Source organism: Dyadobacter sp. CY347 (assembly GCF_021502655.1).
Lineage (GTDB): Bacteria > Bacteroidota > Bacteroidia > Cytophagales > Spirosomataceae > Dyadobacter.
Genome location: NZ_JAKFFT010000008.1, coordinates 436,311 through 451,910, shown reverse-complemented (window position 1 = coordinate 451,910; position 15,600 = coordinate 436,311). Strand labels below are relative to the sequence as shown.

Sequence of the window (15,600 nt, the reverse complement as noted above, 5' to 3'; positions counted from 1 at the left end):
AAGGGGCATACCTGATACTATTCAGATTTTTTAACGATGCGTAAGGAAAAAACAATTGATTTCCAGATAAAATGGGCCTGGCATTCGATTTCCAGAATGTACAATGCCTACGCCGCACGTTTTGATACAACCATGGCTGTGGGCTATGTATTGCTCAACATCGACATTGAAAACGGTACGCCGGCAACAAAAATCGCCCCTTTGCTTGGCATGGAACCGAGAAGCCTCGTGCGGATGCTGAAAAACCTGGAAGAACGCGGACTGATCAAGCGTGAGGTAAGTGAGCAGGACAAGCGGTTTGTCCGAATTGTGCTAACCGACTTAGGAAAAGAGAAACGCGAGCTGGCACGGGAAGGCGTTATTTCTTTTAATACAATGATCAGGGATAAAATTCCGCTGGATAAGCTGGTCGTTTTTTTCGATGTAATTAAGGATATCAACAAACTGGTGGAAGAGGAAAATCAGAAACTCAAAGCCGGCGAAATAGAAGAAGAGCTTTAAACCAAACCTTTAAATAATGAATCGTTCAATTCGTAAAGTAGCCGTTTTGGGCTCGGGCATTATGGGATCGCGCATTGCTTGCCACTTTGCCAATATCGGTGTGGAAGTGCTGTTGCTCGACATTGTTCCGAAAGAGCTTAGCGACGTCGAAAAAGCCAAAGGAATGACCAGCGAGCACCCTGCTTTCCGGAACAGGATCGTGAATGATGCGTTACAGCAAGCCATCAAAGCATCACCGGCGCCCCTTTACAGCCCGGCTTTTGTGTCACGCATTAAAACGGGGAACTTCGACGATAACCTGGCTGACATAAAAAATTACGATTGGGTGATGGAAGTCGTTGTGGAACGGCTTGATATTAAGAAAAGCATTTTCGAAAAAGTGGATGCATTGCGCAAGCCGGGAACGCTCGTGACTTCCAACACGTCCGGAATTCCGATCCATTTGATGGCGGAAGGGCGCAGCGAAGATTTCCGCAAGCATTTTTGCGGAACGCACTTTTTCAATCCACCCAGATATTTACGCTTACTCGAAATCATTCCGACCTCAGAAACGGATCAGGAAATTGTCAATTTCCTAATGCATTATGGTGATCTGTTTTTGGGCAAAACTACTGTTTTGGCAAAAGATACGCCTGGGTTCATTGCTAACAGGCTGGGAATTTATGCATTGATCCAAACGATCCGTGTCGCTGCTGAAATGGGTTTGAGCGTGGATGAAGTCGACAAACTCACCGGACCGGTTGTAGGACGCCCTAAGTCAGGGACCTATCGGCTTTCGGACGTTGTGGGACTGGATACAACCGTTCATGTCGCGAACAATTTATACGCTTCCGGAGAGGGAAAAGATGAATCGAGGGACGCATTTGTGGTGCCTGAGGTCATGCAGAAATTGTATGACAACAAATGGTTAGGCGATAAGACGGGACAGGGTTTTTATAAAAAAATAAAGGATGACAAAGGCAAATCTGTCATTCTTGCCCTGGATTTCAATACATTAGAGTATAAGCCTTCTGAAAAAGTTAAGTTTGAAACATTAGAAGGAACCAAGGCCATTAGCGACGTTTCAAAACGTTTTGGCGTGCTGGTTGGCGGCAGGGATAAGGCCGGTGAATTTTACAGAAAGACGTTCGCCGACATTTTCAGATACGCATCCTTGCGAATTCCCGAGATCTCGGATGAAATTTTCAGGATCGATCAGGCCATTACAGCAGGATTTGGCTGGCAATATGGCCCTTTTGAAACCTGGGATGCGATTGGCGTGAAAAACATGCTTTCGATCATGGAAAGCCTCGATATGAAACCTGCGGATTGGGTTTATGAAATGATCCCAGCCGGCAACGAATCGTTTTATAAGGTTGAAAACGGCAAGCGGTCTTACTACGACATTGTTTCAAAAACTTACAAAAAAATCCCTGGGCAGGAAAGCTTTATTCTCCTGAGCAATCTCTCAAACAACATTGTCTGGAAAAATGCCGGAGCGAATCTATACGACATCGGCGATGGAATTCTGAACCTGGAATTCAAGTCAAAGATGAACACAATGGGTTCCGAAGTGATCGAAGGGATCAATAAAGGCATTAGTCTGGCGGAAAAGGATTTTCGTGGATTGGTGATCGGTAACGAGTCGAGCGAGGCGTTTTCTGCCGGTGCGAACCTTGCCATGTTGTTTATGTTCTCCATTGAGCAGGAATTTGATGAGATTAACATGGTCATTGCACAGTTTCAGCAAACCATGATGCGTGCACGTTATTCTTCGATTCCGGTTGTTACGGCGCCACATTCGCTGGCATTGGGCGGCGGTTGCGAGCTGAATTTGCATGCAGATAAAGTTGTGGCGCACGCTGAAACATACATCGGACTTGTAGAGTTTGGCGTTGGGATCATTCCTGCCGGTGGCGGAACGAAAGAAATGGCGCTCAGGTGCTCGGATATGTATCACGCAGGCGATACGGAATTGAACATTCTTCAAACTGCATTCATGAACATTGCACAGGCAAAAGTGTCGACTTCGGCGCAGGAAGCACGTGAAATGAATTATTTGCAGGATAAAGATCAAATCGTACTCAATCGTTCGCGGCTTATCGTGGAGGCGAAACAAGCGACGATGGATCTGGCTGATAATGGTTATACGCAGCCCAAGCAGCGAAACGACATTAAGGTGCAGGGTAAAACCGGGATCGCGCTGTTTATGGCCGGCATCGCACAAATGCGCCTGGCCAATTATATTTCCGATCACGACGCTAAAATCGCCAACAAACTCGCTTATGTCATCAACGGCGGCGATTTGAGCTATGCACAAAACGTAACGGAACAATATCTGCTTGATTTGGAAAGAGAAGCATTCCTTTCGCTTTGTGGCGAAAAGAAGACGCTGGAAAGAATGCAAGGACTGCTTAATGGTGGAAAACCTCCTAGAAACTAGTAAGGAGGCGCCTGCAACTTCTTCCTAAATTTTCAAGGGAATTATTGTTTAACCAATTAATGTTCTGCATTTAGCAGGATATTCGGTGAAATGTTCGATATTTAGAATTAATCATCTGTCAATCCGGGATGAAAAAGATTCGCCCTATATGCTAAATTGACTAAAAGTACATTTGAGCAAAAATGATTTCTAAAAAAGCAAAATACGCGCTTAAAGCCTTAAAAGTTTTAGCAGAACAATACGGAAAAGGGCCGGTCTTGATTTCCTACATTGCTGAAAAAGAGAAGATTCCAAAGAAATTCCTGGAAGCGATATTGCTTGACCTTCGTAATAACGGTGTTTTACAAAGTCAGAAGGGAAAAGGCGGCGGCTATTTGTTGCGCATTCCACCGGGGGAAGTCAATTTTTCGAAAGTATTACGGATTATCGATGGCCCTATTGCGCCGGCACTTTGCGTTTCAATGTTTTTTTACGGCCGTTGCGACGATTGTAAGGACGAAGAAACTTGCAGCTTGCGCTCCGTGCTCGAAAGATGGCGCGACGCTAACCTCGCTGTATTGGACCAAACCACATTAAACGACTTGCTACAAGCTGAAAATGCACAGCAAACGGATGTTTTGACACAATTATAGGCGGTCGTTGCGCACATATAAGCGCGTGTCGTCAAAGTCACCGACCAGTTTGTAATTATTGAGGATATATTCAAAAAGCGCAGGGTAACTCTCAATTCCCTGGGCTTTTTTGTTTTGCACCCACATACTGTTTTTCCCCACCGCATCCAGGACAATTGCTGGCTTGGTCCGCTTAATGTCAGTAATATAACGACTCTTGTATTTCTCCTGCATCGGATGGAGGAAAATAGAACGCTCAGAGTGGTTCTCCGCAGTGGCTTGTAACAGTTGCGCTTCCACGTAATAAGCACATTGCCAGCCCCATACGGCCATGTAGTCATCAGTTTTGCTGTATTTTTTAAGCGCCGTCACAACCGGGCTTTGCGCCAATGTTCTTGCATTTACCGAATCAAAAGCATTTAACCGGCGCTCTTTGACGAAGTGATATGCATCGTTTGTAGCAAACCATAGCAAAACGATCGCCGGAAATACGATAGTCCATTTTTCAATTTTAGATAAACCATAACCCGCCAGTAATGTCCAGGGAATGATGCAGAAATTGAGATAATGTATAAAATCGTTACCCGACTTCGTGACTGCATAAATGCTTGAAAACAGCAGCAAGAGAATGGTAACCGGAACGACCAAAGTCATTTTGCCCGCACTCGACCTTCGGAACATTTGATAAAATGCGATCAATATGGGCACGATGAGTGCTAATGTAAAAATCTGGAAATCAGGTGTTAATTTAAAGATTCTAATAAATTGGCCTGGGATTTCGAAAAATCCTTTTCCCCCGGCATAGATCACATTCCCTAAAATATAGAAGTAGATGAGATCGGAAAAGACGTTGAAAATCAATGTCAAGACGAGTGTAAGGATCGGAAATGTGAGTCCTCCCAGCAACACAAAAAGAATGGGCTTGAAGTCTTTTTTTGTTTTAAAGCATTGGTAACCAACCCATAAACCAGCAGCAGCAAGAACCAGTGCCTGCGGAACAGCTTGCAGCTTAGCAAAGGGAATTGCGCCGGCAGCTAGTCCAAGAAAGTATAAGTTAGTCTTATCATTTCCAATGCTTTGCGTCGCTCTTGAAAGCAGCCAAACACAAATCGATAATAAAAGAACGGGAAGCTGTTCGCTTGAATAATGTACAAAATCAATCTCTTGGGTAAAGGTCAGAAACAGCAACGGAACCAGGAATATTTTACGCGCTACGGATGTTCCATACCAGTTTTTAAGTGAGTAAAACAGCATTAATAAGGCTCCTCCAGCGCAAATGAGGCCCATCATGCGCCCGGATGTGTAGTTAATCTCGAAGCCTAATAATCTTGGGATAACCAGTAAATAATTGTCAAGCGGGCCGATGGTCGTGCCGTCCACCGAGCGCCAGTAAATAGGATCTTTGAACAACGTGATCGCGTGGCTGAGCATCTGGCTTTCATCAGGATTAAGCTCCCGGTTGAAAACGATCACTGGTAAACGCATGAAAATCAGCAGAATGATCGCTGATAGGATGAAGATTTTTGTTGATATAGATTTATAAAAACCCGAAAAGACCACAAACGCCGCCAGCACATATCCGATGAGCCAATATACAGGCGGTGAATTGTCAAAAGTGAGCATGCGGTTTAGCTGAAAGTGTCCACCTTCTCAACGAAATCGCGGTAATGAACTGCCGGGATGAAGTGTTGTTGAGAACGATATTGCAATACCATGAAAACCAAAAATAGCGAAATAAGGAAGGATTGCAACATCAAAATCATTAGCGTACTGCCCAATGTGGATGCCCAGCCAGGCGTTGCATTGCCAATAAGTTTCAGAAAAATGATGAAGATAATAAAAGCAATGGCTATGCCCGACATGAAAATCGAGAAGATCAGAATGCGGACTGCCGTGGTGTCAACCAGCACAGAAATGGCACTCAACCCATGCAAAACCAGCGAAACGAAGTTCATTTTACTTTCTCCTGCCAGCCTTTTAGCACGGTTTGTGAGCACGGAATCATAAGGAATCCTTGAACGGATAATGCCGCCCGGATAATTATTCCAGATCTCCGAAACGCGGACCAGATTTTGCAAACGATTTTGCGGCACAAGGCTGAAATTTCCAAATGTGATCACTTTTCCGGTCAGCAACTTGAAAAGCATTTTATAAATCACATAGAAAGATCGGAATAGAAAATTCTCCGTGCGCTTGTTACGTTCTGCAAAAATGATCTTGCCAGGTTCTTGTAATGATCTTTCTGCCAGCAAGTTAATGTCGCTAGGAGCATCTTCGCCGTCCGCATCCATGACAATAACTTTATCAGCAGCAATGTGCTCGGCAACATAGGAAAGGCCGATGGCAATTGCTTTTTGATGTCCAAGATTGCGATATAAGCGCAGGACTTTGATTTCTTTCCCCCCAAAACTTACAAATGGTGATGTTCTTTCCTTGGAGGAGCAGTCGTCAACGATAAATAACGTGGTATTTTTTAAGATCGAGGCGTTTAAATCCGCGTTAATCTTTTCTATAAGCAGGTTCAGCGCCTCCCAGTCGTTGAATTGAGGAATGATAATGACAAAATTTTCGGGCATGGGGGAGGAATTTGAAAGCCTCCGAAAGGTTAAATTCGGAGGCTTCGGAAAGATTTTAAACGGTTTTTGCTAGTCTTGAAGAAATACCGTCGTGAATTTGGGTAAGTGTCTCAGTCAGGCCATATTCCCAGTTCCAGCCTGGATAATGCGACTTAAATTTCGACAAATCGCTCACATACCAGATGTGATCGCCAATTCTATTTGTTTCTGAGTATGAGTACGATAACTTGTTTCCGGTAATCTCTTCACAAAGCGCGATCGCTTCCAGCATTGAGCAGTTTGCGAAACGTCCGCCACCCGCATTATACACTTCGCCCGGACGTGGATTTTGATAAAAATGCCAGAACATATTCACAAGGTCATGGCTGTGAATGTTGTCGCGAACTTGTTTTCCTTTATAACCAAAAATCGTGTAATGGTTGCCGGTAATGGCACATTTCATCAGGTAAGCAAGGAATCCGTGCAACTGAGCGCCTGAGTGGTTTGGACCAGTAAGGCATCCGCCACGGAAAACCGCCGTTTTCATACCAAAATAACGGCCATATTCCTGAACCATAATATCAGCAGCCACTTTCGAAGCACCAAAAACTGAATGTTTTGTGTGATCAATGCTGTGTTGCTCGTCAATCCCGTTCTCGAAGTAAGGATGGTTCTGATCGATTTCCCAACGCGTTTCCAGCTCGATTAATGGCAGGTAATTAGGATTATCGCCATAAACTTTATTGGTAGAAGTGAAAATAAACACAGCTTCCGGTGTATGCAAGCGTGTCATTTCCAGCATATTAAGCGTTCCAACCGCATTTACACCGAAATCTGTAAACGGCTCTTTCGCTGCCCAGTCATGGCTTGGCTGTGCGGCTGCGTGGATGATCAGCTTAATGTCGTTTCCGTATTCCTTAAAGATCGGTTCCAACTGGCTAACTTCACGAATATCAGCAGCATAATGCTTGTAGTTGTTAAACTGATCCTGGATCCTGTTACGGTTCCATTCTGTATTTCCGTCAGCGCCGAAAAAGTATTCTCTTAAATTATTATCAACACCGATTACCAGATCAAATTTATCCGCTAAAAACGCAACCGATTCACTTCCTATCAGACCGGCCGAGCCGGTTACCAAAGCTATATTCATGTTTTTGTGTATTTTTATTTGCCTGTCCGTTCCTGATTAATACGAGTATTCTACTGCCTCGAATACGTAAAGTAAATTAAAAATGTTCAATTGTCACAACTCAGTTAGTCAATGGAACTGTATCAGAAGGATTATACGCTGGAACCTGTATTAAAAATGTTCAATAAGATATAGGCAGCATTTCAAAAAAAAGATATCCCCAGTTGTGTGAGGATATCTTCATATTCAGGCAGAAATATACTATTGTTTAACCACTGCATTCGTCGTGCCGCTGTATAATTTGGCACGGATGTCGTTTACACGTGTTTCAAGTTCTGGCTTAGCCTCATATTTCAAAGACATTTGACGTGGCAAAGAATCCGGGCTTACGCCGTAAACCAATTCGTTGCCAGTATTCAGGTCTTTTTGCTCGATGTGATTATATTTCTGATAGTCACATGAAGAAAGCAATGCAAGACAGGCAACAAATGCAACAATTTTATAGAATTTCATTTCTTTGATCGTTCATAGTAATATGGGCAAAAATAACCGTCATTTTCATAACCACCAAATCAGCCCTGACGAAATGTTACTTTTTTAATTCGGCCAGTTCGTTGCGGACAAACTGCATCAGATCAGTGATATGCTGCTCCGAGAAATCAAACGGGATGTTGGCTGCCTGATATATCTCGCCAATTGTGGCTGTATAGCCCAGCTTCAACGCATCCAGATAACCTTTCAGGCCTTTCGCAGGATCCTGGCGGTAATTTTTCCAAACGCCGATTGCCCCCAGTTGCGCAATTCCGTATTCAATGTAATAGAAAGGAACCTCGTAAATGTGTAACTGACGCTGCCAAAGATATTTTTTATAAATTTCGAGACCGCTCCAGTCCATTACTCTATCTGTAAATTCTTCATAGATGCGGACCCATGCGTCCGTGCGTTCAGTGGCCGAATGCTGCGGATTTTCGAACATCCAATGCTGGAATTTATCAACCGTAGCAACCCAGGGAAGTGTTTCCAGAATGGATTCCAAATGCTGGATTTTCGCTCTCTTCAAGTCATTTTCGTTTTCAAAGAACTCATCCCAATAATCCATTGTGATCAATTCCATCGACATGGAAGCAAGCTCCGCAACTTCGGAAGGCGTGTGTTTGAATGAATTCAGCTTCAAATTCCGCGTTACCAGCGAATGCACCGCATGACCTCCCTCGTGCAGCAATGTTACCATATCCCGAAGATTCGACGTTGCATTCATGAAAATAAACGGAACGCCAATCTCGTCAAGCGGATAATTGTAGCCACCCGGCGCTTTTCCTTTCCTGGATTCCAGGTCCAGATGGTTCATATTCTTCATGGTGCTCAGGCAATTTCCCAGAAAAGGGTCCAGCCTTGAAAAACAGCGGATTGTTTTGTCCAGCAATTCTTCGCCCGTTGCAAACGGCTTCAATGGCGCCAATCCCTGCGGATCCACCTTCGTATCCCACGGACGAAGCGCATCCACTTCCAAAGCCGCTTTTCTGCTCTCAGCCATTTCATCCAGCATAGGAACCACCGCTTTTTTCACCGAACCGTGGAAATTGAAACAATCCTCCGGCGTGTAATCAAAACGTCCCATCGCAGCAAACATATAGTCGCGGTAATTGGCAAAACCGGCATTCTTACCAACCTGGTCGCGCAATGTTACCAGCTTGCCCAGCAGCTCGTCCAGTTGTTCGTGGTCGTCATAACGTCTGCCGCTGATGGCGCGCCAGGCTTCTTCCCGAATGTTGCGGTCAGTGGATTGAAGGCGGTCGGCGGCTTTTTGCAACGTCATTTCCTCGCCGTCCAGTGTCACCGTCATGGCGCCCGCGATGGCCCCGTAGCGGCGCTCTTCGGTCTGCATTTCTGTGATCAGCGGAATGTTCTCATCGCGGAAGATTTCGATGGCTTTCTTCATGCCGCGCACTGTAATTTCAAATCCAGGTTCCGTTAATTCGCTCAGATAAGGGCTGTCGACCACTTTTTTGTCCAAAGCATTGCCATATTCCGCAAGTTTCGGCTGGATTTCAGTGATGAAAAATTGCAAAGCGTTGATCAGGCTCGTATTAGCCGTATCGCAAGTCTGCCGAATGTATCGCCACGCAAAGTTTTCCGACAAATAAGACTCAATTTCACTCCTATCCAGAAACCACTGCTGCAAATCCTCCGCAGAATTGATCTCCCTGTTTTTCAGATTTTCAAAAAACGGCTCAACATCCTCCCATTTTTTCAAATCAAATTCTTCCCCTATGAAACCCCTTTTTCCCCGGGTCAGTATCTCAATATTATCCGTTGTCATTTTTTAAAAGGCTTATTACTGAATTTTTCAAAGTTAATTTTTAGCGTCTATGAATGTATTATCACTTAATTTTTTGATCCCTTTTATGAGATCAATTCCTTCCAGCGATTTACGCTGCTGCTCCACTGTATTGACAAGAAATCGGAGTCTCTCAGCTTTCGACAGGTTTTGGCTGATCAAAATTGAGTTTAAGCTTTCTATATTCGATAAGATGGCCAAGTCATTTATGCTTGCCATATCTCTTATATTTTCGCTGAAATACAGGACTAATCCACATTCCAAAAGTAAAAGCGATATCCTTATGCGCATACGTTCCTCCATAACGGCCTGCCTTAGCGACTATTCCAATTGCATTAGTCTTTGCAACCCATTCTTTTACACTGATTTTGAAAGAGTTGATGCCGGACTGATTCCTTATTAGGGCGTATTCGCCGTAATTAAAATCCGGGTTGTGCATTCCTTCCCAAGCGTGCAGATATTCCAGTGTATTGACATTTCTCAGCCAATCGCTGACAAAGAAATCACCATCCTTGGCTTTGATCATATCCGTTAAGCATATATAGTCTTGCGAATCTATGCTTACCAAGCCAATTTCCAGGCTTTGAACAATTATTTTAGTGTTTTTTCGCATATAATAGTGTGTTAAGTGAGTAATCCTAAAATCTCAAACCGAATCCGCACGTTGCGTCGTATCCGTCAGATTATCGGTGATAACGTTTTCTGTTTGGTGAACGTTTGCGAAGGCGTATTCCATTTTGCTTCGGTCAAATTCTTTTTCGTTGTTGGCCAGCCATATCGTGGCTACGCCGTTTCCGATGAAGTTGGTGATGGCGCGGGCTTCGGACATGAAGCGGTCGACACCCAGAAGGAGGGCCAAGCCTTCGACTGGGATGACTTTGATGGCGGTTAATGTGGAGGCAAGTACTACAAATCCGCTTCCGGTAACGCCGGCAGCGCCTTTGGAAGTTACCATCAGGATGCCAATTAGCGACAGGATCTGTCCGAATGTAAGATGCACATTGAAAACCTGCGCCAGGAAAATGGTGGCCATGGAAAGATAGATCGTCGTTCCGTCCAGATTGAAGGAATAGCCAGCCGGAACCACAAGCCCTACAACCGGTTTGGAACAGCCCATTCTTTCCAATTTGACCATTAAAGAAGGCAAACCGGCTTCCGAAGACGACGTGCCGAGCACAATCAGCAACTCTTCGCGAATGTATTTCAAATAAGACCAAAGGCTGATCTTATAAGTCTTCATAACCAGTCCCAAGACACCGAAAATAAAGATCGCCATCGTCGCGTAAACCGTTCCCATCAGCTTGGCAAGCGGCAATAATGTGTCAATGCCGTATTTTCCAATGGTATAAGCCATCCCGCCGAATGCTCCGATAGGCGCAAAGATCATGACCAGGTGCAAGGCGCGGAAAACGTATTTGGAAGCAGAATTCAGCCATTCCGTGACTTTTTCTTTGCCTGAATATTTGCTTAAAACAGTTCCTAAAACGAGTGAAAACAACAAAACTTGCAGCGTAACATTATCCAGGAAAAATTGCAGCCAACTGAAATCCTGTACTTTGCTGGTATATGCAGAAGCATCACCTTTTTGCAAATTGCTCGTTACCACGCCATCGCCGGGCCGGATCACATTGGCAACCACAACGCCCACGATCAATGCCAATGTCGTCACCACTTCAAAGTAAATCAGTGCCTTAGCACCCACTTTCCCGACTTTTTTCAAGTCGCCCATCCCGATAATCCCCAATGTAATGGTCAGGAAAATGATCGGATTGATGAAGATTTTGACAATTGAAATAAAACCCTTCCCCAGAATCTCCATTTTCACGGCCTGCTCCGGAATATAATGGCCCATTAATGCACCGGCCGTGATGGCTGTAAGAACCCAGAAGGTAAGATTCGTGAATAACTTTTTCAATAGGATATGGGTCTAAGGTCGGGGCTGCGCTGCAAGTTTTGAAGTTACAATAATATCAGTCCGAGGAATTGTTCAGAAGTGGAAAAGTAATTTTTTTATTGATTATTTATATTTGGTCTAAATTATAACTTTATATTTGCCACATCCAAGTGAAATACTTTAATACAGGAACGCCTCCATGCAAAAGAAATATTTCCGTCGCTCCTTAACCTTCATATTGCTGTTTTGCACAGGGGTGATAAATGCCATAGCAGGCCCCGGACAGCGGATTGTGTCCGCAAATGGAACGTTAAGCGAGATCTTGTATGGGTTAGGACTGGAAAAACAATTGGTGGGCGTTGATGTAACGAGCACTTATCCCGCCTCTCTTGAAAAAATCCCCAAAATAGGCCATAACCGGACCATTGCAGCAGAAGGCATATTGACATTAAACCCGGATGTGATCATTTATACGGACCAGAGCTTATTGTTGCCGTCGGTGGTAAAACAGCTCCAAAGCAGCGGCAAAAAAGTGGTTGAATTCAAACACGAATATTCCCAAGAGGGCGCGATTAAGCTGATCCGGGATGTGGGCGCATATTTCAATGCAAAACCGCAGGCGGAAAAACTCGTTAAATCGCTTCAGGCAGATCTGACTAAAATCAAAACCAATGCTGCGCCTAAAAAACTGCTATTTATTTATGCAAGAGGAACCGGGACATTAATGGTTTCAGGAACAGGGACTTCGGTGGATAAAATGTTCACGCTGGCAGGCCATAAAAATGCGGTCAGCGGATTTACGGAATTCAAACCATTGACGGCCGAATCATTAATAACAGCTAATCCCGACGTGCTGGTGCTCTTTTCGAGCGGGCTGGAAAGTTTGCAAGGCATAGACGGACTGCTGAAAGTGCCGGGCGTTGCGAATACAAACGCAGGTAAAAACAAAAAAGTGATCGTTATGGATGGCCAATTGCTGACCGGCTTCGGGCCGCGGCTTGGTAAGGCAGCATTAGAATTATCACAAAAGGTAAAATAGGATTAAATGTTGGCTGAAATCGCAAAGGAACCGGACCAATTCACGCAAACTGCATCTGTAAAACGGCTGCAACTTCCGTCTTCGACGGGCAGAATGGCGTGGATACTGGGTTCCCTTTTGCTTGCCTGCATGGTTTTTTCGGCTTGCACGGGCGCATTGCAGATTTCCCTGGCAGAGCTTTGGGAGATCATTGCATTCAAACTAGGTTTTATCCAGGAAACGCGCGTTGAGGAACAGAAGTCGGTCGTTTTTTGGGTGATCCGTTTGCCGCGGGTTTGTCTGGCTGTGCTGATAGGAGCGGGCTTGGGCATTGCTGGCGCATCATTACAAGGTCTTTTCCGAAATCCCATTGCGGATGCAACATTGATCGGCGTGACATCGGGCGCTTCACTGTTCGCAGTGTTTGTGATCATGCTTAATGTCAGATATTTTGGTATAATAAATGAATGGGTTGGCGTTTACGGCATTTCGTTTGTGGCATTTCTGGGCGCGGCATTAACCACATTATTAGTTTATCAACTAGCCAAAATCACGGGTGACGGCGGCGTCACAACATTGCTGCTCTGCGGAATCGCCATCAATGCTTTTGTAGGCGCCATGACCGGACTGATGACTTATCTGGCCGACGACGCGCAGCTCCGTTCTATCACATTCTGGAACCTGGGCAGCCTGGGAGGCGCGAGCTGGACGTCCGTGCTGGCAGTGTTGCCGTTTGTAGGGATTTCGGTGTTTTTTATGCCTTATCTTTCCAAAGCCTTGAACCTGCTCGTGCTTGGCGAAAGTCAGGCCGGGAGCCTGGGAGTGAATTTGAAAGTTTTGAAACGACAGGTCATTATTCTTGCAACTTTGGGCGTTGGCGCGTCCGTTGCGGTCGCAGGCACGATCGGTTTTGTAGGGCTTGTAGTCCCGCACATGATACGAACAACATTTGGCCCAAATCATAAAACATTGCTAATTGGCTCAGCATTATCCGGTTCCATCGTGCTTACATTAGCAGACACGCTTTCCAGAACGATTGTCGCGCCGTCGGAACTTCCTATTGGCATTCTGACTGCATTACTGGGAACGCCGTTTTTCATATACATTCTTTGGGAGCAAAAACGGAAGCGGCTATGATCGAGGTTAGGAATGTCGGTTTTGAGGTTAGGAACAAATCCCTTTTGAAGGATATTAGTTTTGATGTCCTGCCAGGTCAGTTCTGGGCCATCGTTGGCGCGAATGGCGCGGGAAAATCGACATTACTAAAAATCCTTTCAGCCGAGCTTTCACCTTCATCCGGTTCCGTTTTCCTGGATGGGATGGATTTGAAAAAGCATAAATTGAGAGATCTGGCCAGGAAACGTGCGGTTTTGTCTCAGCAGAATGTGATCAGCTTGTCCTTTACGGTGCAGGAAATTGTGTTAATGGGCCGATATCCGTTTTATGAAGCCGAGCCTACGCAAAAAGACCTCGAAATTGTAGAAGTATGCCTTAAAAAAGTTGGGATTGGGGCTTTAAAAAACCAACCTTACCCGACGCTTTCGGGCGGGGAACAGCAGCGTGTGCAGCTGGCGAGAGCTTTGGCGCAGATCTGGGAGATCAAAAATGGCCTTCTGCTATTGGATGAGCCAACCTCAGGAATGGACCTTTTGCACCAGTTTGAAACATTCCATTTAGCCAAAGAACTGGCGGCCAAGGGTTTTTCGATTGTGGCGGTGGTTCACGATCTCAACCAGGCACTGCAATATGCAGATCAGGTTTTAATGTTGAAAAACGGACAAAGTCATGCTATTGGCCCGCCGGAAGAAGTGCTGAATGAGCGCATTATTAAAGATGTTTTTGGATTGCCGGTTAAAATCGTCCAGTCAGAAGATTTGAGTTACCCAGTCATTGTGCCGGATGTGCCAATGGTTTCTATGGATTATTAAAGATCATTATAACATAATTTAAAAATGAAATCTACCCTGTCACCAGAAAGAACTGAGCTGAAAGAACGCTGGTCCGAATTTAAGGTTACCAACTCAAAAACCCGGATCCGGGACGCCGCGAAAGAATTGAATACAACCGAAGCAGAGCTTGTAGCCACCGGGATCGGTGAAAATGTTACATTACTGGCCGGCGATTTTCGAGAGTTGATCAAGGAAATAGGCTCGCTCGGGCATGTGATGGCGCTTACGCGTAATGATCACGTTGTGCATGAGCGGAAGGGTGTTTATGAAAAAATATCCTTTAATAACCACGTAGGGCTGGTTTTGGGAGAAGATATTGACCTGCGCCTGTTTCTGGGAGATTGGAAATTCGGATTCGCTGTTTCTGAAAACGACCGCCACAGCTTGCAGTTTTTCAACAGTTTCGGAGACGCAACTCATAAAATTTATCTCACCGAAAAAAGCAATAAAGAGGCATACGACGCATTAGTCACCAAATACAGCGCGCCGGACCAGGACATTAACCTTGTCATTTCGGAGAAAACTACGAAACCTGCTGAATCCGAAACGGTTGCTGACATTGACCAGGCTGCATTTCAAGCGGAATGGCTGGCGTTGAAAGACACGCATGATTTCTTTACACTGCTTCGTAAATACAACCTTACCCGCAAGCAAGCATTGCGCAACGCGCCCGAAGGTTACGCTTACAGGATCACGCCGGAAAGCATGAAGCCCGTTTTCGAAGCCGCTTCGGAAGAACAACTGCCGATTATGGTGTTCGTTTCCAATCCAAACTGCATTCAAATCCACACGGGCACGATCAACAAAATATTTGTAATGGGTCCTTGGTTGAACATTATGGATCCCGAATTCAACCTGCACCTGCGCCAGGATGCCATTGACGAGGCATGGGTTGTGAGAAAACCCACAGAAGACGGTGTGGTAACCGGCATTGAATTGATCGATAGAGAAGGGACGATGTTCAATCAGTTTTTCGGGAAAAGAAAACCAGGAATTCCTGAGCTTCCTGAATGGCCGGCATTGATTGAAAAGTCAGTTAGCCGCCTTTAAGCCTGATAGGAATTGTCTGAAAAAGATTTAAGATAAAATTTCGCCATAGTAATTAAAAAATTTCCGGTTTCGCTTTGAGCCGGTTTTTTTTGTGCCATTCATTTTGTTTTTGATTTCATGAAAATAAAAATTT

14 protein-coding genes are annotated in these 15,600 nt (G+C 44.9%); 7 read left to right on the top strand and 7 right to left on the bottom strand.

Annotation, left to right across the window (positions count from 1 at the left end):
* Positions 1-36 precede the first annotated feature (36 nt).
* The 3 genes from L0659_RS20320 (at position 37) to L0659_RS20310 (ending at position 3,555) form a co-directional block, all read left to right on the top strand.
* Positions 37-501: a MarR family winged helix-turn-helix transcriptional regulator gene (locus tag L0659_RS20320; RefSeq protein ID WP_026631983.1), complete on the top strand. Its 465-nt coding sequence runs from the start codon at positions 37-39 to the stop codon at positions 499-501.
* A 16-nt stretch (positions 502-517) separates the two neighbouring features.
* The gene (locus L0659_RS20315) at positions 518-2,923 is read left to right on the top strand and encodes a 3-hydroxyacyl-CoA dehydrogenase/enoyl-CoA hydratase family protein (protein ID WP_235128415.1); all 2,406 of its coding nucleotides are present in this window, start codon (positions 518-520) and stop codon (positions 2,921-2,923) included.
* A gap of 182 nt (positions 2,924-3,105) precedes the next feature.
* Positions 3,106-3,555 carry an Rrf2 family transcriptional regulator gene (locus tag L0659_RS20310; RefSeq protein WP_026631985.1) on the top strand — a complete coding sequence of 150 codons (450 nt, stop codon included), beginning with the start codon at positions 3,106-3,108 and terminating at the stop codon, positions 3,553-3,555.
* Here L0659_RS20310 and L0659_RS20305 read toward each other — a convergent pair.
* The 7 genes from L0659_RS20305 to L0659_RS20275 form a co-directional block, all read right to left on the bottom strand.
* Entirely contained in the window at positions 3,550-5,157 is a 1,608-nt protein-coding gene (locus L0659_RS20305) for a hypothetical protein (protein ID WP_235128414.1), read from the bottom strand. The two genes, L0659_RS20310 and L0659_RS20305, sit on opposite strands and share 6 nt — an antisense overlap.
* Positions 5,158-5,162: 5 nt before the next feature.
* Positions 5,163-6,110 carry a glycosyltransferase gene (locus L0659_RS20300; protein WP_235128413.1) on the bottom strand — a complete coding sequence of 316 codons (948 nt, stop codon included), beginning with the start codon at positions 6,108-6,110 and terminating at the stop codon, positions 5,163-5,165.
* 55 nt (positions 6,111-6,165) lie between these two features.
* The gene (locus tag L0659_RS20295) at positions 6,166-7,239 is read right to left on the bottom strand and encodes an NAD-dependent epimerase/dehydratase family protein (protein ID WP_235128412.1); all 1,074 of its coding nucleotides are present in this window, start codon (positions 7,237-7,239) and stop codon (positions 6,166-6,168) included.
* A gap of 240 nt (positions 7,240-7,479) precedes the next feature.
* Positions 7,480-7,731, bottom strand: a complete 252-nt coding sequence (locus tag L0659_RS20290; protein WP_026631989.1) for a hypothetical protein — start codon at positions 7,729-7,731, stop codon at positions 7,480-7,482.
* A gap of 76 nt (positions 7,732-7,807) precedes the next feature.
* Positions 7,808-9,538: a M3 family oligoendopeptidase gene (locus tag L0659_RS20285; protein ID WP_235128411.1), complete on the bottom strand. Its 1,731-nt coding sequence runs from the start codon at positions 9,536-9,538 to the stop codon at positions 7,808-7,810.
* A gap of 220 nt (positions 9,539-9,758) precedes the next feature.
* Positions 9,759-10,169 carry a KilA-N domain-containing protein gene (locus tag L0659_RS20280; protein WP_235128410.1) on the bottom strand — a complete coding sequence of 137 codons (411 nt, stop codon included), beginning with the start codon at positions 10,167-10,169 and terminating at the stop codon, positions 9,759-9,761.
* Between the two features lie 33 nt (positions 10,170-10,202).
* Positions 10,203-11,471, bottom strand: coding sequence for a cation:dicarboxylate symporter family transporter (locus L0659_RS20275; protein ID WP_255727525.1), 1,269 nt, complete (start codon positions 11,469-11,471; stop codon positions 10,203-10,205).
* A gap of 178 nt (positions 11,472-11,649) precedes the next feature.
* Here L0659_RS20275 and L0659_RS20270 point away from each other — a divergent pair, with 178 nt between their 5' ends.
* The 4 genes from L0659_RS20270 to L0659_RS20255 are packed head-to-tail and all read left to right on the top strand — an operon-like array spanning position 11,650 to position 15,467.
* The gene (locus L0659_RS20270; RefSeq protein ID WP_235128409.1) at positions 11,650-12,489 is read left to right on the top strand and encodes a hemin ABC transporter substrate-binding protein; all 840 of its coding nucleotides are present in this window, start codon (positions 11,650-11,652) and stop codon (positions 12,487-12,489) included.
* A gap of 6 nt (positions 12,490-12,495) precedes the next feature.
* The gene (locus L0659_RS20265; RefSeq protein ID WP_235128408.1) at positions 12,496-13,605 is read left to right on the top strand and encodes an iron ABC transporter permease; all 1,110 of its coding nucleotides are present in this window, start codon (positions 12,496-12,498) and stop codon (positions 13,603-13,605) included.
* Positions 13,602-14,396: a heme ABC transporter ATP-binding protein gene (locus L0659_RS20260; protein ID WP_235128407.1), complete on the top strand. Its 795-nt coding sequence runs from the start codon at positions 13,602-13,604 to the stop codon at positions 14,394-14,396. Before L0659_RS20265 ends, L0659_RS20260 begins: the two co-directional genes overlap by 4 nt.
* 24 nt (positions 14,397-14,420) lie before the next feature.
* Complete coding sequence (locus tag L0659_RS20255; protein WP_235128406.1) at positions 14,421-15,467, top strand: hemin-degrading factor; 1,047 nt, start codon at positions 14,421-14,423, stop codon at positions 15,465-15,467.
* Positions 15,468-15,600: the final 133 nt, after the last annotated feature.

Excerpts from the sequence above, each read along its gene's own strand:
- L0659_RS20270 (WP_235128409.1), top strand. The coding sequence starts at position 11,650 with ATGCAAAAGAAATATTTCCGTCGCTCCTTAACCTTCATATTGCTGTTT.
- L0659_RS20260 (WP_235128407.1), top strand. The coding sequence starts at position 13,602 with ATGATCGAGGTTAGGAATGTCGGTTTTGAGGTTAGGAACAAATCCCTT.
- L0659_RS20285 (WP_235128411.1), bottom strand. The coding sequence starts at position 9,538 with ATGACAACGGATAATATTGAGATACTGACCCGGGGAAAAAGGGGTTTC.
- L0659_RS20290 (WP_026631989.1), bottom strand. The coding sequence starts at position 7,731 with ATGAAATTCTATAAAATTGTTGCATTTGTTGCCTGTCTTGCATTGCTT.
- L0659_RS20310 (WP_026631985.1), top strand. The coding sequence starts at position 3,106 with ATGATTTCTAAAAAAGCAAAATACGCGCTTAAAGCCTTAAAAGTTTTA.
- L0659_RS20295 (WP_235128412.1), bottom strand. The coding sequence starts at position 7,239 with ATGAATATAGCTTTGGTAACCGGCTCGGCCGGTCTGATAGGAAGTGAA.
- L0659_RS20300 (WP_235128413.1), bottom strand. The coding sequence starts at position 6,110 with ATGCCCGAAAATTTTGTCATTATCATTCCTCAATTCAACGACTGGGAG.
- L0659_RS20320 (WP_026631983.1), top strand. The coding sequence starts at position 37 with ATGCGTAAGGAAAAAACAATTGATTTCCAGATAAAATGGGCCTGGCAT.
- L0659_RS20305 (WP_235128414.1), bottom strand. The coding sequence starts at position 5,157 with ATGCTCACTTTTGACAATTCACCGCCTGTATATTGGCTCATCGGATAT.
- L0659_RS20280 (WP_235128410.1), bottom strand. The coding sequence starts at position 10,169 with ATGCGAAAAAACACTAAAATAATTGTTCAAAGCCTGGAAATTGGCTTG.
- L0659_RS20315 (WP_235128415.1), top strand. The coding sequence starts at position 518 with ATGAATCGTTCAATTCGTAAAGTAGCCGTTTTGGGCTCGGGCATTATG.
- L0659_RS20255 (WP_235128406.1), top strand. The coding sequence starts at position 14,421 with ATGAAATCTACCCTGTCACCAGAAAGAACTGAGCTGAAAGAACGCTGG.
- L0659_RS20265 (WP_235128408.1), top strand. The coding sequence starts at position 12,496 with ATGTTGGCTGAAATCGCAAAGGAACCGGACCAATTCACGCAAACTGCA.